Raw genomic sequence first — 16,970 nt, 5'->3', positions numbered from 1 at the left:
TTCTTAAATTTGGTAAAAATAACAGTTATGGACATCACACAACTTGAACCACAAATAATCTGGAAAAATTTTACTGCACTGAATTCAGTTCCAAGACCTTCCAAAAAAGAAGAGAAAGTTATTGCATTCATAAAAAATTTCGGTGAAAACCTTGGCCTGGAAACTTCTGTTGACGAAGTAGGCAACGTAATCATTAAGAAACCGGCAACCGCGGGCATGGAAAACCGTAAATCTGTCGTGCTTCAGTCGCACCTGGATATGGTTTGCCAGAAAAACAACGATATTAATTTCGATTTTGAAACCCAGGGCATCCAAATGGAGATCGACGGCGACTGGGTAAAAGCCAAAGGAACCACACTCGGTGCAGATAACGGTCTGGGCGTGGCAGCGATCATGTCGGTTCTGGAAAGTTCTGACATCCCGCATCCGGCTCTAGAAGCGCTTTTCACCATTGATGAAGAAACGGGAATGACAGGCGCTACCGGTTTGAAACCCGGCCAGTTAACCGGTGACATTTTACTGAATCTGGATACTGAAGAAGATGATGAAATCGACATAGGCTGTGCCGGCGGAATTGACGTAACAGCGACCCAAAAGTACGAAACCGTGAAACCCCAAGGCCAGGTTGTAAGAGTTTACGTTAAAGGACTGCAGGGCGGGCACTCCGGAATGGACATTCATAAAGGATTCGGAAACGCTAATGTAATTTTGGGAAGGCTGCTCTACACAGGAATTTCCAACCAGAATATCGAGCTGATCTCGATCGACGGCGGTGGATTGCGAAATGCCATTCCACGAGAGGCCTACGCTGTATTTGCTGTGAGACACGCAGCGGAATTCATAGAGAACTGTGTTGCGCTAAAAGCAGATATCTTGGAAGAATTTGCAGACATAGAAAAGAGTATTGAAATCCGTATCGAAAACTATACTTCACCTGATCTGGCAGTTTCAGCGGCAGATTCAATAAAAATAATTTCAGCCCTTAAAGCAGCCCACAACGGTGTGTACAGGATGAGCCCTGATGTTGCAGATTTGGTAGAAGCATCCAACAACATAGCCAGAGTAGAACTGAAAAACGGCGAACTGAAAATCTTAAACCTTTCCCGCTCCTCGGTTGAATCTACGAAAATGGCGGTTGCCGAACAGCTAAAATCTGTATTTGAACTGGCTGGGATGGAAGTGGAATTCAGCGGTTCGTATCCCGGATGGAAACCTAAGCCAGGCTCGGAAATCGTAAAGACCATGGAAGGGATTTACGAGAAAAATTTCGGCAGCAAACCGCACGTTGTAGCCTGCCACGCAGGATTGGAGTGCGGAATCATCGGAGCCAACTATCCTGAAATGGAAATGGTAAGCTTCGGACCCACCATCCGTGGGGCACACTCGCCGGATGAACGGGCGAATATTCCTTCAACCCAAAAATTTTGGGGTTTTTTAAAGGATATTCTGGCAAATATCCCAGCGAAATAAACAGTTCCTCGAACAAGCGAGCCTAAATCCAAAAGCCGACCTGATGACCGGGGTTATCTGCGCTTACCATACTGAATAAATTGAAAATCCTGCCAGATATGTGGATAAGATTGCTGAGGTGCTGGCAAAAGGTTAAAAGAGGGAGAAAATTCTAAGGTAGTACACTGGTATTTCAAAAAAAATAAAGAAGCCGTCTCACGACTAGTGAAAACGGCTTTTTCTGCGTTTTTTACCGACCTTACGAAGATAGGTTTTTAGTGCGGACAATGTCAGTCAACGTCATATTGTTTTGAGACATTTTCTTTATTTAATTTATCCTTAAAAACTTTTATGGATAAGGTGCGATTTCCACCTCAAGTCCTTCCAGTTCTTCAGTGATGTGAATTTGACATCCCAATCTTGAGTTGTCTTTCACGTGCCAGGCTTCTGCGAGCATCGCATCCTCTTCATCACTTTTCTCTGCAAGCTTTTCCGCCCCTTCCACGATGTAACACTGGCATGACGCGCACATCGCCATCCCGCCGCAGACGCCAATCGTACCTTCCTCAGCCAGTTCATAGGAACGGAGGACTTCCATAAGGTTCATCGACATGTCGGTTGGCGCAAGAACTTCGTGGGTTACGCCTTCCCTGTCGGTAATTTTTATACTGATGTCTGACATATTAATCTATTTTTTTAACCACCGCTTTTTCGGCTTCTTTCCGGCTGCCGTCGAAACCGTCCACACCGCTTACGGTTGTATATTTTAAAACATATTTTTTACCAGGATTGATCCTGCTGTAAACGCTTTGGCACATCAAAGTTGCTTCGTGAAAACCGCAGAGAATCAGCTTCAGTTTGCCAGGATAAGTGTTGATATCACCTATTGCATAAACACCTTCAATATTGGTCTGGTAATCCAAAGCATTATTTACTTTAATGGCATTTTTTTCAATTTCAAGGCCCCAGTTTCCTATTTCGCCCAGCTTCGGCGTCAATCCGAACAATGGAATGAAGAAGTCCGTTGCAATATCCTGCTGAACGCCTTCCTGGTCAACGGTGATGGCTTGAATATGCCCTTCGCCTTTTAGTGCAACAACTTCGGCAGGTGTAATGAGGTTGATTTTCCCCTGGTTTTTGAGTTCCTGTACTTTTTCAACCGAATCCAAAGCACCACGGAATTCGTTTCTGCGGTGGATTAGTGTCACCTCGCTCGCCACATTGGCCAAAAATATACTCCAGTCCAGGGCAGAGTCGCCGCCACCGGCAATCACCACTTTTTTATCTCTGAACTGTTCAGGATCCTTTACAAAATATTCCACACCTTTTTCTTCGTACTGGGCCAAATTTTCAAGATGGTCAGGCTTTCTCGGCTCAAATGTTCCCAAACCTCCGGCGATCGCAACGGCTCTGGCTCTGTGCACGGTTCCTTTGTTTGTTACCACTTCGAACCAGTCGTCATCAACTTTAGTCAGTGTAACCGCGGTTTCCGCAAGTGTAAATCCCGGCTGAAACTGCTTAATCTGCTCCATCAGGTTATCTACAAGTTCACCGGCATTTATGGTTGGATATCCCGGAATATCAAAAATCGGTTTCTTAGGATACAGCTCCGCAAGCTGCCCGCCCGGTTGTGGCAAAGCATCGATGATATGGCATTTTATTTTTAAAAGCCCCGCTTCAAAAACTGCAAAAAGCCCTGTAGGCCCTGCTCCGATAATGAGTAAATCCGTGATAATCATTTAAAGAAATTTTAAATTTTTCTGAATAAAAAACGTTGCAAAAATACTAAAAATATAATGAAGCGATGCCTGACATACGATACAAAAAGTTCATAAACCGGCTGATATTGATCAGGAAAAACACATTATCTTTGTGGCAAACTATTTGCAAAAAAACGTGTATGAATAAGATTTTAAATATCCTTACCATATTCAGTTTCGTATTTACTTTCGCACAGCTCGGCAATATCAAATCCGGTGAAAGGCTGCATTACCGCATTCATTACGGTCCGCTCAACGCAGGAACAGCCACCCTTACCACGCTGAAAACCAACTATCAGGGCGTTCCTCATTTTTACGTGAAAGGTGAAGGCAGATCTACCGGTGCAGTGCGAGCATTTTTCCCGGTAGATGACCGTTATGAAAGTTTCATCAATATAAACACCGGCTTACCAAGCTTTTATGTAAGAAATGTGAAAGAAGGCGGCTATTCGCAGCATTTGCAGACGGCATTTAATCACAGTAACCAAACTTTAATTTTGACGGACAAAAAAAATCCGGCTAACGGGTCGAAAACCCTCAAAAGTGTTCGTGGAATTCAGGATATGCTTTCAGCGTTCTATCATTTAAGAGGAAGAAGCGACTTGACGGTTGGAAAAACTATACGGATGAATGTGTGGATCGATGATGAAATGTTCCCTTTTCAGCTTAAGGTAAACGGCACCGAAAATGTAAAAACGAAATTCGGAACAATAAACTGCCTGAAAATTACTCCCATGGTAATGAGCGGAAGGGTTTTCAAAGCCAAAGAAAGCGTAACCATGTGGGTTAGCAATGACGAAAACAAAGTTCCTATAGCGATAAAAGCTGAGCTCGCAGTGGGATCCCTGCGCGCTGATTTGGAGCGGTATTCCAATGTCATGTACGACTTGAATTTCAAAAAGTAATTTCAGTAAAAGAGTATTAGACCGGCAATTTGCCGGTTTTTTTATGCCTGGATGTAACAAACGGATGTCTTGCGTTGTCTTATCATTGTACGAACTAAAACAACTATGAAAAATCGATGGTTATTCCTGCCAATTATCATCTTCCACTCACTGATTTTCGCCCAGAGCAGCGAAGGTAAAGATGAAATAACCCGGAAATCTATAAATTCCATCCGAATCAGTTCTTCTCCAAAAATTGACGGTATCCTGGATGATGAAGTTTGGCAGAACGCACCGATTGCAAGTGATTTTATTGAAAGAAATCCGAACAACGGGAAACCACAGCCTGAGCAGTACAAAACCACTGTAAAAGTCCTTTACGATGATACCGGGATTTATTTTGGTGCGCAGATCAACTCTCCGGAACCTTCAAAAATTGCTCGCGAAATGACAGAACGCGATAATATTGCAAATGACGATCTTTTGGGAATTACAATCAATGGCTATAATGACAAGCAACAGAGTCTTATGTTCATCGTGCAGGCTTCCGGAGTGCAGGCAGACGCCAAAATTGTCATTAACAATAATGATGACTTCTCCTGGAATGCCGTTTGGTACAGCGCCGTAAAACTGAATGATAAAGGCTGGGCAACGGAAATAAAAATTCCATATTCTGAACTGCGTTTTCCGAAAAAAGATGTGCAGGAATGGGGAATTAATTTCTTTTCCCAAGTTCGGAATATACAGACGCAATACACCTGGAATTTCGTGGACAATAAGAAAGGAACTTTCATGACCTACGACGGAATCCTTACCGGAATTGAAAACATCAAAACCCCGACGCGCCTCTCCTTCCTGCCCTATTTCTCGACCTACGCCAATCATTATGATGGGAAAACGACTTTTAATGTAAACGGAGGGATGGATTTAAAATACGGCATCAATGACGCCTTCACTCTGGATATGACGCTGATTCCTGATTTTGGGCAGGCCAATTTTGACAATGCTGTGCTGAATCTTGGACCTTTTGAACAGCAATACGAAGAAAACCGCTCGTTTTTTACGGAGGGAACGGAGCTTTTCAACAAAGGAAATTTGTTTTATTCGAGAAGAATTGGTGGCAGCCCGACAAAATATCCCAACTTAACACAAAATGAAGAAGTTGTGCAATTTCCTGAAAAAGTAAAATTATTCAATGCTCTTAAAATCTCCGGCAGAACCAGTAAAGGCCTCGGTATTGGATTTTTTAATGGAATTACAGAAAAAACGTACGCGACAATTAAAAATAAAAACACTGGCGAAATGCGCGATGAAGTTGTGGAACCGTGGAGCAATTATAATGTTTTTGTGCTGGATCAAAGATTTAATGAAAATTCTTCCGTAAGCCTGGTGAATACCAATGTTACCAGAGACGGAGCTTTTCGTGATGCCAATGTGACCGCGCTTTTGGGCGACATCAGAAATAAGAAGAATACGGTCAACATTTTTGGGCACTTCAAGGAAAGTGTGGCCAATGATGCCAAAATGATTTACGGAACCGAGGCGGCGGCCGGAGCCAATAAAATCTCGGGCGTACACCGTTATGGCGCAAGTTTCAATCTGAAAACCAAAGATTACAATATCAATGACCTTGGCTACACCGGGGGAAACAACAAAGTTGCTTATCATGGAAACTACAGTTACAGATATTTAAAACCACGGGGAAACCTGAACAATCTAAATTACAACCTAAATCTTACGTCTGTTTACAGATTAGAACCTTATATGTACAGCAGCTTTGAAATCCATCAGAATTTGCAGTTGACTAATAAGAAATTCCAGAATTTTGGCGTGGGGCTACTTTTACAGCCGTCCGGGCAAAAAGATATTTTCGAACCGAGAACCTTCGGAAGGCACCTTAACGTTCCGGCGATGGTAAATCCGTGGATCTTCTACAATTCTGATCAAAGAAAGAAATTCAGCTACGGCGGCTACACTGAAATCTATGTTTACGATGCACCCGGAAGAATCAGGTACGTCTCTGAACTCAATACGCGGTACAGGGTTTCGGACCGGCTTTCAGTTGGTTACGAATTCGATTACGACATTCAGAAAAATGATCAAGGTTTTGTCGGGAAAAATGCTGACCAAATTTTTATTGGCAGAAGAGATATCAACACGTTTACTAATTCAATTTACTCGCAGTATATTTTTAATGATAAAATGGCTTTAAGCTTCAATTTCAGACATTATTTCTCCGGCGTGAAATACAGTAAATTTTCTTCGCTGAACCTGGATGGAAGCTTGGCAGATTCCGATTACGCAAAAAATAATGACGGCACCTACAATTTCTGGAATATCGACCTGCGTTACAGCTGGTGGTTTGCGCCGGGCAGCCAGTTGACACTACTTTACAGGAATGCGACAGACAGCTATCTGCCGCTAGCCAATCAAAATTTCAAAAAGAATTTCGATTACATGTTCTCGCAGCCGATGCTGAATAATTTATCGCTAAAAGTCACATATTACCTCGATTATAACAGAATAAAAAACTGGTTTTAAACTTATTATACATTTTACATTCATTTTAAAACCAAAAAATGCGCTTCCGATTGAAGCGCATTTTATTATTGTTAAAAATTCCTTACAGTGATTTGAATTGTTCCAGCATTCTTTTATCATTCTCAAAGAACATCCTGATATCACCCATCTGATAAAGCAGCATCACAATTCTTTCGATTCCCATCCCAAACGCATAACCAGAATACTGATCCGGATCGATGTTTACGTTTTTCAGAACCGCGGGATCTACCATTCCACAACCCATAATTTCCAGCCAGCCTGTACCTTTGGTGATTCTGTAATCGGTCTCAGAATTCAGTCCCCAATATACATCCACCTCTGCACTTGGCTCAGTGAAGGGAAAATAAGAAGGTCTCAATCTGATTTTTGATTTACCGAAAAGTTCGCTTGTGAAGAACTGAAGCGTTTGTTTTAAATCTGCAAAACTTACATTTTTATCAATATAAAGTCCTTCGATCTGGTGGAAAATACAGTGCGAACGGGAAGAAATCGCCTCATTACGGAATACTCTTCCCGGGGCAAGAATTCTGATCGGAGGATCATTTTGTTCCATATAACGGATTTGGACGGAAGAAGTATGCGTCCTCAGCAGCACATCAGGATTCTGCTCAATGAAGAATGTATCCTGCATATCACGGGCAGGGTGGTATTCGGGCATATTCAGCGCGCTGAAGTTATGCCAGTCGTCCTCAATTTCCGGTCCGTCTGCAACAGCAAAACCTATGGATTTGAAAATCTCCACAATTCTGTTGCGCACGAGGTTTATCGGATGCCTGGTTCCCAATTCCAGTGGAAAAGCCGGCTTGGTAAGGTCATCTTTTTCTACTGAAATATTGGTTGTGGCAGCATTTTTTAGATCTTCAAGTTTTGTCGCGACCGCCTGTTTCAACGTATTGATTTTCTGGCCAAATTCTTTCTTCTGATCATTCGGCACTTCCTTGAATTTATGGAAGAGGTCATTCAAAATTCCCTTTTTTCCGCTGTATTTTATGCGGAACTGCTCAATTACATCCTTTTCTGCAGACGAAAAGCTGCCAACCTCAGCCAGTAATTCATCAATACGTTCTAACATTTGTCTAAGTTTCTAAAGGTGCAAAGTTACGATTTTGCCCGGGAAATAAAAAGGCAAAGGTGCGACTTCAACCGCACCTTTGTCCCATCACTATTAACACTTAAAATTTTATTTCTTTTCCAAAGCTTTTACCAGGATCTGAACGTTCATTTCGTTTTTAATCAAACCGTTTTGTACCGGCAGCTGGAACTTCACTCCAAAATCTTCACGCAAAATGTCTTTAGGCTCAGTAGCAATGCTTACTTCACCGTTATCCACCTTTACGTTAGCTTTGAACTGAACAGGTTTGGTGATACCTTTTATTGTAAGGTTACCATCCAAAACCGTATTGTAATCGCCGTTTTCAGCAGCTGTTACCTTTGCAATTTCGTACGATGCAGTAGGGAATTTCTCCACTTCAAAGAAATCACCGGATTTCAAATGGCTTTCCAGTTTTCCTTTTTGCTCAGCATCATCTGCTAAATCCACATTTGCAAGACTGGACATATCTGCTACGAACTTTCCGCTTTCTAACTTGTCGCCATTTACGGTTACATCACCGCTTTCAAACTTTATAGTTCCGAAATGGCTGGTGTTATCAGATTTTAAAACCTTAAAGCCCTTCCATTCAATCTTGCTGTTCATCGTATCGAGGACGTACATCTGCCCGTTTTTGGCCGTTTGCACTTCTGTACTCTCGCTGGTTAAAGGCTTATCCTTTCCGCAGGAAACCAAAACACTACTTAAAATAATTGCCGGTAATAAGGCATTTACGAGATTTTTTTTCATCCAATTAAATACTTTATCTAATTTTCGCTAAAATACTAAAAAAATTTCAATAGAGGGAAACTAAACCTTAATTTTGCATTATGCTTCTTGAAGTTAAAAACCTGCACTTTTCATACGGCACCGACAGGAAAATTTTCAACAACCTGAACCTCAGAGTTGACGAAGGGAAAATTATCGCGCTTGCCGGTGAAAGCGGCTGTGGGAAATCCACGCTGCTTAATATTATTTACGGACTGCTCGACTGGCAGGAAGGCGAAATAATTTTTAATGGCAGAAAGCTCCTCGGTCCGAAAGGAAATATCGTTCCTGGCGAAAGCGAAATGAAGTTCGTAGCGCAGAATTACGATCTTATGCCCTACTCCACGGCTTATGACAACGTTGGAAAATTTATTTCAAACATCAATCTTGCTGAAAAACGCGAGAAAGTGATGCAACTGCTCGAGGTGGTTGGAATGGAAGATTACGCTGATGTAAAACCCCGTTTTTTGAGTGGCGGTCAGCAGCAGCGTATTGCGATTGCAAGAGCGCTTTCAGTAATGCCAAAACTCCTTTTGCTGGATGAACCTTTCAGCAACCTTGATTTTTCCAGGAAAATTGAGCTTCGGGAAAGGCTTTTTAATTATGTGAAGAAGCACCACATTTCCCTGATGATTTCAACCCACGAAATTCAGGAAGTGATGCCCTGGCTGAACCAAATTATCATTTTGCAGGAAGGCCGCCTTATTCAGAACGATTCGCCGGAAGAAACTTATAAAAATCCCTACAACGAATATGTGGCGAAGCTATTTGGTGAAGTAAATGTACTTTCAGATGAAGAAAAATCAAAACTTAACCTTTCAAAAAACCTCTGGTATCCTACACAAATAAAAATTTCAGAAAACGGTACCGAAGCCAAAGTGTTAGAAAGTCGTTTTGCCGGAAGCCACTACTGGAACAGGGTTCTGGTGAATGAGGTCCCCATCGTCATCTATTCAGAAAACCAACTCTCTGATACGGTGAAAGTTAGATTTCAATAGTTAATGTTAATATGTTGATAACTAATGAGATCATCTTTTACAGATTTGGCAGGAAAATTGAAATAATATTGTAAATTAGCTCTCCCGACAACACAAGGAAATTTTTGGTTAATTCTCTTTCTGCCTTTGTGGACTGAAATTAGTTTCATTCTATCGGAACAATGAAGTCCTGGAATTTGAACCCTGTCCAAATTTTTCCTTTTTTTTATTATTAAAAAATAAGTTCACAGTTAACCCAGATTGTGAACTTTGGTTTTTAAAACGACTTTTATCTTCTGCCGCTTTACTTTATTCTTTAATTAAGCTTTCCGTACAAATTCAGATTTGAGCGCCATTGATCCGAAACCGTCAATTTTGCAGTCAATATTATGGTCAGAATCTGGCCGCAAACGGATGTTTTTCACTTTCGTTCCTGCCTTCACTGGTTTTGGCGCACCTTTAACCGGTAAATCTTTGATTACAACGACTGAATCTCCATCAAACAGCTCATTGCCGTTGCTGTCGAAAATCCTGTTCTCACTGCCACCTTCCGCCGGATCCCATTCGTGGAAACACTGCGAACAAACCATCAGATCGTCCTGTTGATAAGTAAATTCAGAATTACATACTGGGCAGTGTACTGTATCGCTCATAATTTTCTTTTTTACAAAGATAAGATATTGGCTTAATGTTTCCGAGCGAAGCTGTAACGATTGAAAATCTCTTTACTTCAAAAACCGTATTTTTGCAAAAAATCGCAGAACGCTAATTTGCATCTGCCGAAAGCTTAAATATGGAACTCATACACCGCAATCTCCTCATCGGAATTCACGATGCTCTGCAGGAAACTTTTTTTGAAAAAAATAAATATGCCGATAAAGTTATTGAAAGGCTTTTGAAATCCCACAAAAAATGGGGCAGCGAAGACCGGAAAACCGTTTCGGAGATTTTCTACAATATCATCCGCTGGAAAAAACGCCTCGAATACTATATGGGCGAAGGCGCCAAGCCCGGAAATATCTACAAAATGATTCTGGCGTACCTGCTCTGGAGCAAAACCAAATACAAAAAATTTGAAGAATTTGAGGGCATCAAGATTGCGGACATCCTGAAAAAACTCGAGAAAAATACAGTTCCGTCTAAAGCCATTCAGCATTCAATTCCAGACTGGCTGGCCGAGACACTAGAAAAAGAACTTGGTGACAACTGGGAAAAAGAAATGATTGCTTTAAATGAGCAGGCACCAACCGTACTTCGTGCAAACACGCTGAAAACCACAGTGCGGGAGCTGATGGATGAACTGAAAGAGGAAAATGTGGAAAGTTTTAGCTTAAAACAATATCCGGACGCTGTACAGCTGGAAGAAAAGAAGAACGTCTTCCTAACCTCTGCCTTTAAAGACGGTTTGTTTGAAGTGCAGGATGCCAGTTCCCAGAAAATTGGAGAAATGCTGGATGTTCAGGAAGGTATGCGTGTGGTGGATGCCTGCGCAGGAGCCGGTGGGAAAACACTTCACCTGGCTGCTCTGATGAAAAATAAAGGCCAGATTATCGCACTGGATATTTACGAGTGGAAACTTGCCGAACTGAAACGCCGTGCCAAACGTGCCGGTGCCCACAACATCGAGACCCGCACCATTACAGATAATAAAGTCATTAAAAGGCTTCAAGAAAAAGCCGACAGGCTTCTGATCGACGCACCGTGTTCCGGTCTCGGCGTTTTAAAAAGAAACCCGGATTCCAAATGGAAAATCGACCAGGAATTCATTGACAGAATCAAAGACGAGCAACAGCAAATCCTGCAGGATTACTCCAAAATCCTTAAAAAAGGTGGCAGAATGGTCTATGCAACCTGCTCCATTTTGCCTTCCGAAAACAATGAACAGGTAGAAAAATTTCTTAAAAACAACCCCGACTTCAAATTGCTCAAAGACGAAAAAATAATGCCAAGCGAAGGCTATGACGGTTTTTATATGGCTTTGATCGAGCGACTGAAATAAATCTTGAAGTAAATCTCTCTGAACAATTTTTAGCCGTGATTTCACTCATTTTGTTCTGTTATTTCGGGGCAATTTCTTTTTACTAAAAAAAATCCTCTCAAACACTGAAAATTCCGTTTTGAACTTAAATTTTTTCGCTTTAAAAATTAATTTTAGTAAATTTTTAATTAATTAGCGTTTTTAATTTTTATTTATAAACTTTGGTTTTATTATTGCAAAAGAATTTTAACCAAAACGAATAAAACAATTTAAATCAGGTTTGAAGCTTTAAAAAACCTCGAACTTGAAACTTTAAACAAAAAAATTTATGTGCGGAATAGTATGCCTGTTTGATGCAAAACAAAAAACCGAAAGCCTGAGGCCACAGGTTTTGGAAATGTCTAAAAAAATCCGTCACCGCGGCCCGGACTGGAGCGGGATCTTTCAGGACGAAAAAACCATAATGTCACACGAACGTTTGGCAATTGTAGATCCAACTTCCGGTAAACAGCCACTTTACAGCCAGGACGGGAAAATCGTTTTAGCGGTAAACGGTGAAATCTACAACCACCAGGAACTCAGAAAAGAATTTCCGGAATACGGGTTCCAGACGCAATCGGATTGTGAAGTGATTTTGGCCTTATACCAAAGGGACGGAAAAAATTTCCTTGAAAAACTGAACGGAATCTTTGCATTTGCGCTTTATGACAGCGAGAAAGAAGTTTTTCTCGTTGGACGTGATCACATGGGAATTTGCCCGCTGTATCACGGTTGGGACAAACACGGCAACTATTACGCAGCATCAGAATTAAAAGCTTTGGAAGGCGTTTGCAACAAAATTGAAACGTTCCTGCCGGGACATTTCCTTTACAGTGAAGACGGCTACGAACTCCAAAAGTGGTACCAGAGGGATTGGGAAGACTTTGAAAATGTAAAAGACAACGAAACCGATCTTGCGAAAATCAGAAAAGGTCTTGAAGACGCAGTTCACAGGCAGCTGATGAGCGATGTACCGTACGGCGTTTTACTTTCCGGCGGTTTGGATTCCTCAATCATATCCGCGGTTACCGCAAAATACGCCCGAAACAGAATTGAAAGCGGCGACACACAGGAAGCTTGGTATCCGCGGCTGCACAGTTTTGCAGTGGGTTTAGTAGGTTCGCCGGATCTGCTTGCTGCACGAAAAGTTGCGGATCATATCGGTTCCATTCACCACGAAATTCATTTTACAGTTCAGGAAGGCCTGGATGCAGTTCGGGATGTGATTTATCATCTGGAAACCTACGATGTGACGACGGTTCGCGCGTCCACTCCGATGTATCTTTTGGCAAGAGTCATTAAATCCATGGGGATTAAAATGGTGCTTTCCGGCGAAGGTTCGGATGAGCTATTCGGCGGATACCTTTATTTTCACAAAGCTCCGAATGCAAAGGAATTCCATGAGGAAACCGTGAGGAAACTGAGCAAACTTCACCTTTATGACTGCTTACGGGCGAATAAAGCCCTGATGTCGTGGGGTATCGAGGGCCGCGTGCCATTTTTGGACAAAGAGTTTATGGATGTTGCGATGACCATTAACCCGAAAGATAAAATGGTGGACAAAGCCGAAGGTAAAATTGAAAAATGGGTTTTGAGAAAGGCTTTTGAAGATTTGCTGCCTGAAAGCGTGGCGTGGAGACAGAAAGAGCAGTTTAGCGATGGCGTGGGCTACAGCTGGATTGACAGCCTGAAGGAAGTTGCAGAAAAAGAGGTGACCGATGAAATGATGGCCAATGCAAAATTCAGATTCCCGGTAAATACACCACAAAACAAGGAAGAATACCGCTACAGAACCATTTTTGAGGAACACTTTCCAAGTGAAACAGCGGCACTGACCGTTCCTTCAGTTCCATCAGTAGCTTGTTCTACCCCAATTGCCCTGGAATGGGACGAAGCCTTCAAAAAAATGAACGATCCGAGCGGAAGAGCCGTTCTTAGCGTTCACGAAGACAGTTATTGATTTGTGAACTTACAGCCTGGATGAATGTGAATTTTGTGATAAAGTGAAGATAAAAAAGTCCCGAGGATCTTTCTTCGGGATTTTTCGTCTACGAATTTATTAACAGGTTATAAACCGTTTCGTGAGTAGTGAAACTCAGCATACATTGCTGAGCTGGCAACAGTTTTTGCTGTATGTCCTCCGTTATTTTTCTTAACAAGGTCGCGTCGTTACCATGATCAGGTAATACTTCCGATTCATCGAAGAGCTGAGGAACCGAGGGGTATGTAGAAACTGAATTTTTCGTTACGATGATTTTATCTAAACCGTAGTTTTTATGGAGGCTGAAAAGCAGCATCTTATCCGAATGGAGCAAGAAACAATTTTCCATATTCATTGTGTTGTGAGGGTGTTTTTATTCATTTTGCTGTCAATTCCGCCGTCAGCACTCCTATACTTGTTGGTTGTGCTCTCCCTTAAAATTATTTAGAATAGTGTGGTAGGTTCCTTAGGTGCATCTAAATTCAACGCCAATAATTCAGATTCGTGATTTGGAAAGGCAAAATCTTCTATATCTCTGTCTTTCAGCCATTCCTTTTCCATTGATCTGAAGAGGACGATCGGCATACGGTGTTTCGTGTTATGGATTTCCGTCATCAACTCATTTGCCTGTGTGGTAACAATCGAGAAGGTATTTAATTCTTCGCCGGTTTCCTTATCCGTCCAATTACTGTAAATCCCGCCTAGAGAAAATATCTCCTGATCTTTCACAGAAAGAAAGTGCTTATGTTTCTCCTTTCCTCTGTCATCCAGCCATTTCCATTCATAGAAGCCGTTTACCAAGACCAAACAGCGCTTATTATAATTATTTCTGAAGGAGGGTTTTTCTTTAATGGTTTCTATTTTGGCATTAAGCGTTTGCTTTTGAATTTTCCTGTCTTTTGACCAAAACGGAATCAGTCCCCAGTTTGCTGTCGTGCATACATCAGGATTTTCATCTAATATAACCGGAACCAAGGCATGAGAAAAACCGTTTAAAAATTTTGTGGGTTTATATTCCTTACCCTCAAATCCCACTCCATAAACTTCTTTGATTGCTTCTTTGGTAAGGCTGGTATCAACGTAATAGCACATAAGATTCAGTTTTGTAATGTTTTGCTAATGTAATAAATATACAGCAAAGGAATCAGCAATCCCAAACGTAGTGAAACTAAGTGCAGGGTTGTGAAATGACGATCTGGATATTTTTTTTAATAAAGTCGCGATAAGCGGTTTAAGCAATAACGCTCCCTTTGATAAGATGTTACACTTTTTTGAGTTGACCTCCTTTAAAATATCGATGGAAATCTGCTGGTCCGCCACAATGCGCTTGAGACGGGCATTTTCGGCCACCAGTTCCTTCACCCGCTGAAGCTACCTGCAAGGCAGGAAAACATTTGAAGCGAAAATCTTCTACGAACTCAGCCTGGACGGGCTCGTTCGAACTCCTGCCAAAGTTCCTCTCTAACCAAAGGTTCTATAGTTCGCTGATCACTTCATTTTAAGCCACCCTAAAATCTGAACTGCTTTGCCCGACAAAAATAGAGACCTCCCTTAAATCGCTTTAAAGGAGGTTTTTTTTATGCTTTTACTTTGGAAATTACTGAAAATGTAGAGTTGAGCAACGGTTACCGATGTTATCTGTAGTCGCAATTTCAATTTTGCAAGTCAGATATACACTTTTCTCTAACCTCCCAAATTTTTTCTAAATCGAATTTCGGTTTATCTTGTATCCATCGTTCGAGAAACAGTTTATGTATTTTAATTTTTTCGTCATTTATCTCATTGTATTCTATCTCTTTTTCTTCTAAGATTTTATCTTCAAGGTCAGAATACAGAGAATTCGGATTTGTGAAATCATAATATTCGTTCTCAATCTTTAAATAGTTATGTGCCTCAGGAATATATTCAAGACCATATTCATTCAGTGTATTTTCAATCTTTTTGGTGTATTCAGCATCCATCTTAATAATACCAACAATAAGTTTAATGTCATTCCTATCATTTTCAAGTGCCAGTTTTCGTAGAGTTGAATGTTTCGTGCTACAAGTTCCAGCTTTATCTTCGAATACGCATAAAACGCTCTTCTTGTTGCTATTCCTCTTGTATGGAAGTTTTGAGATAAAGTCACACGCACCTTTGAAATCCTTAATTCCTTTTTTTAGAAATTCATTTGAAACAACGCCTTTATTTTCAATTGTAAAATTCATTTATGGAAAGAGTTTTGGAGCGATTATAGATAACGGAAAAAGTATTAGCGAAGTGCGGGCTTTGGGAGAACTGAAAGTTCAATTTCGACCGAACGAAGCAAATTGCTTTTTCAGATTACCAAATTACAAAAAAAAGTAATATGAAAAGCAAGATGCGACTTAATGCATCGGGTTTTTCTATTATATATTCAGCCCGCCTTTTGCAAATACTATGTGCCTGTTGAATAACCTCTTTTAAAAGATACAGAAAAAAGGATTTCAGAAATAGAAAATATGGTTATAAACGGGTTTAAAATATTGAAAATCAGCTGTCTATATCCTTTATTCTCATTAAATTTGCGTATGCAAGGCAGGAAAATATTGGAACCGAAAATCTCCTATGAACTCAGCCTGCACTGGCTCGTTCGAACTCCTGCCAAAGTTCCTCTCTAACCAATGGTTCTATAGTTCGCTGATCACTTCAATTTAAGCCCTCCGAAAACCTCAGCTCCTTTGTCCGACAAAAATAGAAACCTCCCTTAAATAGCTTTAAAGGAGGCCGTTTTTTTATGCTTTTACTTTGGAAATACTGAAAATTTGGAGTTGTGCAACGGTTACCTATGTTATCTGTAGTGCTTTTTATCTCTTTAAAACTTTTCCACCATCATTCCAGCCATTTTGAAAAGCAGTTTTAGTTCCATTCCAATCATAAACACTTTCAATTATTAACATTGTTAAAATTCCTGCTATAAAAAATATAATTTCTCTTTTAGTAATTTTCATTTTATTGATTTATTTAAAGTTAAGATGAAATTTTTGATTGCTTGTTAAAGATGAGTTTATGAATAGTAATAATAAAAATGGAATAATTAAAGGATACATAAATTTAATTTGTTGATCATATAAAAGATATGTAATTACTACAGCATAAACCAATAGAAATCCCACGACAAATCCATTCATTATTTTTGGCATTTCTGTGGATTGCTTTGTCCAAAATAAATTTTCATTAATTTCTATCGGTAAAACTATTTTTCGCGAACTTAAATTAAAATTCTGTTCTATTTGAAAGTCTTTTCCTTTCACAAGAATTTTATGAGTTCCAAGATTGGTTATGAAATCTAACTTGGGATTTTTGTAATCTATATTACCAATAAAATTTCCGTCAATAAAAACTTCATACATATTATTTTTTATTGAAGATTTTTGATTTAGTTTTAATTTAATTTTCCCGTTCATAATATTCTATTTTTTTGGAAAGATAATAAAGTTTCTTTTAAAACACTGTTTTGACAG

At 40.4% G+C, this 16,970-nt stretch carries 16 protein-coding genes; 6 read left to right on the top strand and 10 right to left on the bottom strand.

What is annotated here, in order from left to right:
* Nucleotides 1-27: 27 nt before the first annotated feature.
* Nucleotides 28-1,470 (top strand): aminoacyl-histidine dipeptidase, encoded by a 1,443-nt coding sequence (locus CKV81_RS11975; protein WP_095073565.1) that lies wholly within the window; start codon nucleotides 28-30, stop codon nucleotides 1,468-1,470.
* Nucleotides 1,471-1,798: 328 nt separating this feature from the next.
* Here the strand turns inward: CKV81_RS11975 and CKV81_RS11970 are convergent, their stop codons facing one another.
* Both CKV81_RS11970 and CKV81_RS11965 read right to left on the bottom strand, forming a co-directional pair.
* The gene (locus CKV81_RS11970; RefSeq protein ID WP_095073563.1) at nucleotides 1,799-2,131 is read right to left on the bottom strand and encodes a 2Fe-2S iron-sulfur cluster-binding protein; all 333 of its coding nucleotides are present in this window, start codon (nucleotides 2,129-2,131) and stop codon (nucleotides 1,799-1,801) included.
* A 1-nt stretch (nucleotide 2,132) separates the two neighbouring features.
* On the bottom strand, nucleotides 2,133-3,188 hold the full coding sequence (locus tag CKV81_RS11965) for an NAD(P)/FAD-dependent oxidoreductase (RefSeq protein ID WP_095073561.1): 1,056 nt from the start codon (nucleotides 3,186-3,188) through the stop codon (nucleotides 2,133-2,135).
* Between the two features lie 161 nt (nucleotides 3,189-3,349).
* Between CKV81_RS11965 and CKV81_RS11960 the strand changes: the two genes are divergently transcribed.
* Together CKV81_RS11960 and CKV81_RS11955 are read left to right on the top strand one after the other, a co-directional pair.
* Nucleotides 3,350-4,114 (top strand): DUF3108 domain-containing protein, encoded by a 765-nt coding sequence (locus CKV81_RS11960; protein ID WP_095073559.1) that lies wholly within the window; start codon nucleotides 3,350-3,352, stop codon nucleotides 4,112-4,114.
* A gap of 105 nt (nucleotides 4,115-4,219) precedes the next feature.
* Nucleotides 4,220-6,634: a DUF5916 domain-containing protein gene (locus tag CKV81_RS11955; protein ID WP_095073557.1), complete on the top strand. Its 2,415-nt coding sequence runs from the start codon at nucleotides 4,220-4,222 to the stop codon at nucleotides 6,632-6,634.
* An 82-nt stretch (nucleotides 6,635-6,716) separates the two neighbouring features.
* Here the strand turns inward: CKV81_RS11955 and pheS are convergent, their stop codons facing one another.
* Both pheS and CKV81_RS11945 read right to left on the bottom strand, forming a co-directional pair.
* Nucleotides 6,717-7,727, bottom strand: a complete 1,011-nt coding sequence (gene pheS / locus CKV81_RS11950; RefSeq protein WP_095073554.1) for a phenylalanine--tRNA ligase subunit alpha — start codon at nucleotides 7,725-7,727, stop codon at nucleotides 6,717-6,719.
* A 108-nt stretch (nucleotides 7,728-7,835) separates the two neighbouring features.
* Entirely contained in the window at nucleotides 7,836-8,495 is a 660-nt protein-coding gene (locus CKV81_RS11945) for a YceI family protein (protein WP_095073552.1), read from the bottom strand.
* Between the two features lie 80 nt (nucleotides 8,496-8,575).
* Between CKV81_RS11945 and CKV81_RS11940 the strand changes: the two genes are divergently transcribed.
* Nucleotides 8,576-9,511: a sulfate/molybdate ABC transporter ATP-binding protein gene (locus CKV81_RS11940; RefSeq protein ID WP_095073549.1), complete on the top strand. Its 936-nt coding sequence runs from the start codon at nucleotides 8,576-8,578 to the stop codon at nucleotides 9,509-9,511.
* A gap of 299 nt (nucleotides 9,512-9,810) precedes the next feature.
* Here CKV81_RS11940 and CKV81_RS11935 read toward each other — a convergent pair whose 3' ends face one another.
* The gene (locus CKV81_RS11935) at nucleotides 9,811-10,143 is read right to left on the bottom strand and encodes a zinc ribbon domain-containing protein YjdM (protein ID WP_095073546.1); all 333 of its coding nucleotides are present in this window, start codon (nucleotides 10,141-10,143) and stop codon (nucleotides 9,811-9,813) included.
* Between the two features lie 140 nt (nucleotides 10,144-10,283).
* Here CKV81_RS11935 and CKV81_RS11930 point away from each other — a divergent pair, with 140 nt between their 5' ends.
* On the top strand, nucleotides 10,284-11,489 hold the full coding sequence (locus tag CKV81_RS11930; protein WP_095073544.1) for an RsmB/NOP family class I SAM-dependent RNA methyltransferase: 1,206 nt from the start codon (nucleotides 10,284-10,286) through the stop codon (nucleotides 11,487-11,489).
* A 307-nt stretch (nucleotides 11,490-11,796) separates the two neighbouring features.
* Nucleotides 11,797-13,467, top strand: a complete 1,671-nt coding sequence (asnB, locus tag CKV81_RS11925; protein WP_095073542.1) for an asparagine synthase B — start codon at nucleotides 11,797-11,799, stop codon at nucleotides 13,465-13,467.
* A gap of 88 nt (nucleotides 13,468-13,555) precedes the next feature.
* Here asnB and CKV81_RS11920 read toward each other — a convergent pair whose 3' ends face one another.
* The 5 genes from CKV81_RS11920 to CKV81_RS11900 all read right to left on the bottom strand — a co-directional run bounded on the left by CKV81_RS11920 (nucleotide 13,556) and on the right by CKV81_RS11900 (nucleotide 16,913).
* A complete protein-coding gene (locus tag CKV81_RS11920) occupies nucleotides 13,556-13,837 on the bottom strand; it encodes a hypothetical protein (protein ID WP_157727422.1) in 282 nt (93 codons plus the stop codon).
* Between the two features lie 95 nt (nucleotides 13,838-13,932).
* Nucleotides 13,933-14,580 carry an SOS response-associated peptidase gene (locus CKV81_RS11915; RefSeq protein ID WP_095073538.1) on the bottom strand — a complete coding sequence of 216 codons (648 nt, stop codon included), beginning with the start codon at nucleotides 14,578-14,580 and terminating at the stop codon, nucleotides 13,933-13,935.
* Nucleotides 14,581-15,140: 560 nt separating this feature from the next.
* Nucleotides 15,141-15,695 carry a hypothetical protein gene (locus tag CKV81_RS11905; protein WP_095073534.1) on the bottom strand — a complete coding sequence of 185 codons (555 nt, stop codon included), beginning with the start codon at nucleotides 15,693-15,695 and terminating at the stop codon, nucleotides 15,141-15,143.
* 618 nt (nucleotides 15,696-16,313) lie between these two features.
* A complete protein-coding gene (locus tag CKV81_RS13395) occupies nucleotides 16,314-16,457 on the bottom strand; it encodes a hypothetical protein (protein WP_157727420.1) in 144 nt (47 codons plus the stop codon).
* A gap of 9 nt (nucleotides 16,458-16,466) precedes the next feature.
* Entirely contained in the window at nucleotides 16,467-16,913 is a 447-nt protein-coding gene (locus tag CKV81_RS11900) for a hypothetical protein (RefSeq protein WP_095073532.1), read from the bottom strand.
* Nucleotides 16,914-16,970 lie beyond the last annotated feature (57 nt).

The organism is Chryseobacterium taklimakanense, from assembly GCF_900187185.1.
Classification (GTDB): Bacteria; Bacteroidota; Bacteroidia; order Flavobacteriales; family Weeksellaceae; genus Planobacterium; species Planobacterium taklimakanense.
This window is presented reverse-complemented; position numbering and strand designations above follow the sequence as displayed.

What these genes read in the sequence shown, in the direction of transcription:
- CKV81_RS11905 (WP_095073534.1), bottom strand. Translation starts at nt 15,695, where the DNA reads ATGAATTTTACAATTGAAAATAAAGGCGTTGTTTCAAATGAATTTCTA.
- CKV81_RS11900 (WP_095073532.1), bottom strand. Translation starts at nt 16,913, where the DNA reads ATGAACGGGAAAATTAAATTAAAACTAAATCAAAAATCTTCAATAAAA.
- pheS (WP_095073554.1), bottom strand. Translation starts at nt 7,727, where the DNA reads ATGTTAGAACGTATTGATGAATTACTGGCTGAGGTTGGCAGCTTTTCG.
- CKV81_RS11945 (WP_095073552.1), bottom strand. Translation starts at nt 8,495, where the DNA reads ATGAAAAAAAATCTCGTAAATGCCTTATTACCGGCAATTATTTTAAGT.
- CKV81_RS11920 (WP_157727422.1), bottom strand. Translation starts at nt 13,837, where the DNA reads ATGGAAAATTGTTTCTTGCTCCATTCGGATAAGATGCTGCTTTTCAGC.
- CKV81_RS11970 (WP_095073563.1), bottom strand. Translation starts at nt 2,131, where the DNA reads ATGTCAGACATCAGTATAAAAATTACCGACAGGGAAGGCGTAACCCAC.
- CKV81_RS11935 (WP_095073546.1), bottom strand. Translation starts at nt 10,143, where the DNA reads ATGAGCGATACAGTACACTGCCCAGTATGTAATTCTGAATTTACTTAT.
- CKV81_RS11930 (WP_095073544.1), top strand. Translation starts at nt 10,284, where the DNA reads ATGGAACTCATACACCGCAATCTCCTCATCGGAATTCACGATGCTCTG.
- CKV81_RS11960 (WP_095073559.1), top strand. Translation starts at nt 3,350, where the DNA reads ATGAATAAGATTTTAAATATCCTTACCATATTCAGTTTCGTATTTACT.
- CKV81_RS13395 (WP_157727420.1), bottom strand. Translation starts at nt 16,457, where the DNA reads ATGAAAATTACTAAAAGAGAAATTATATTTTTTATAGCAGGAATTTTA.
- asnB (WP_095073542.1), top strand. Translation starts at nt 11,797, where the DNA reads ATGTGCGGAATAGTATGCCTGTTTGATGCAAAACAAAAAACCGAAAGC.
- CKV81_RS11965 (WP_095073561.1), bottom strand. Translation starts at nt 3,188, where the DNA reads ATGATTATCACGGATTTACTCATTATCGGAGCAGGGCCTACAGGGCTT.
- CKV81_RS11955 (WP_095073557.1), top strand. Translation starts at nt 4,220, where the DNA reads ATGAAAAATCGATGGTTATTCCTGCCAATTATCATCTTCCACTCACTG.
- CKV81_RS11915 (WP_095073538.1), bottom strand. Translation starts at nt 14,580, where the DNA reads ATGTGCTATTACGTTGATACCAGCCTTACCAAAGAAGCAATCAAAGAA.
- CKV81_RS11940 (WP_095073549.1), top strand. Translation starts at nt 8,576, where the DNA reads ATGCTTCTTGAAGTTAAAAACCTGCACTTTTCATACGGCACCGACAGG.
- CKV81_RS11975 (WP_095073565.1), top strand. Translation starts at nt 28, where the DNA reads ATGGACATCACACAACTTGAACCACAAATAATCTGGAAAAATTTTACT.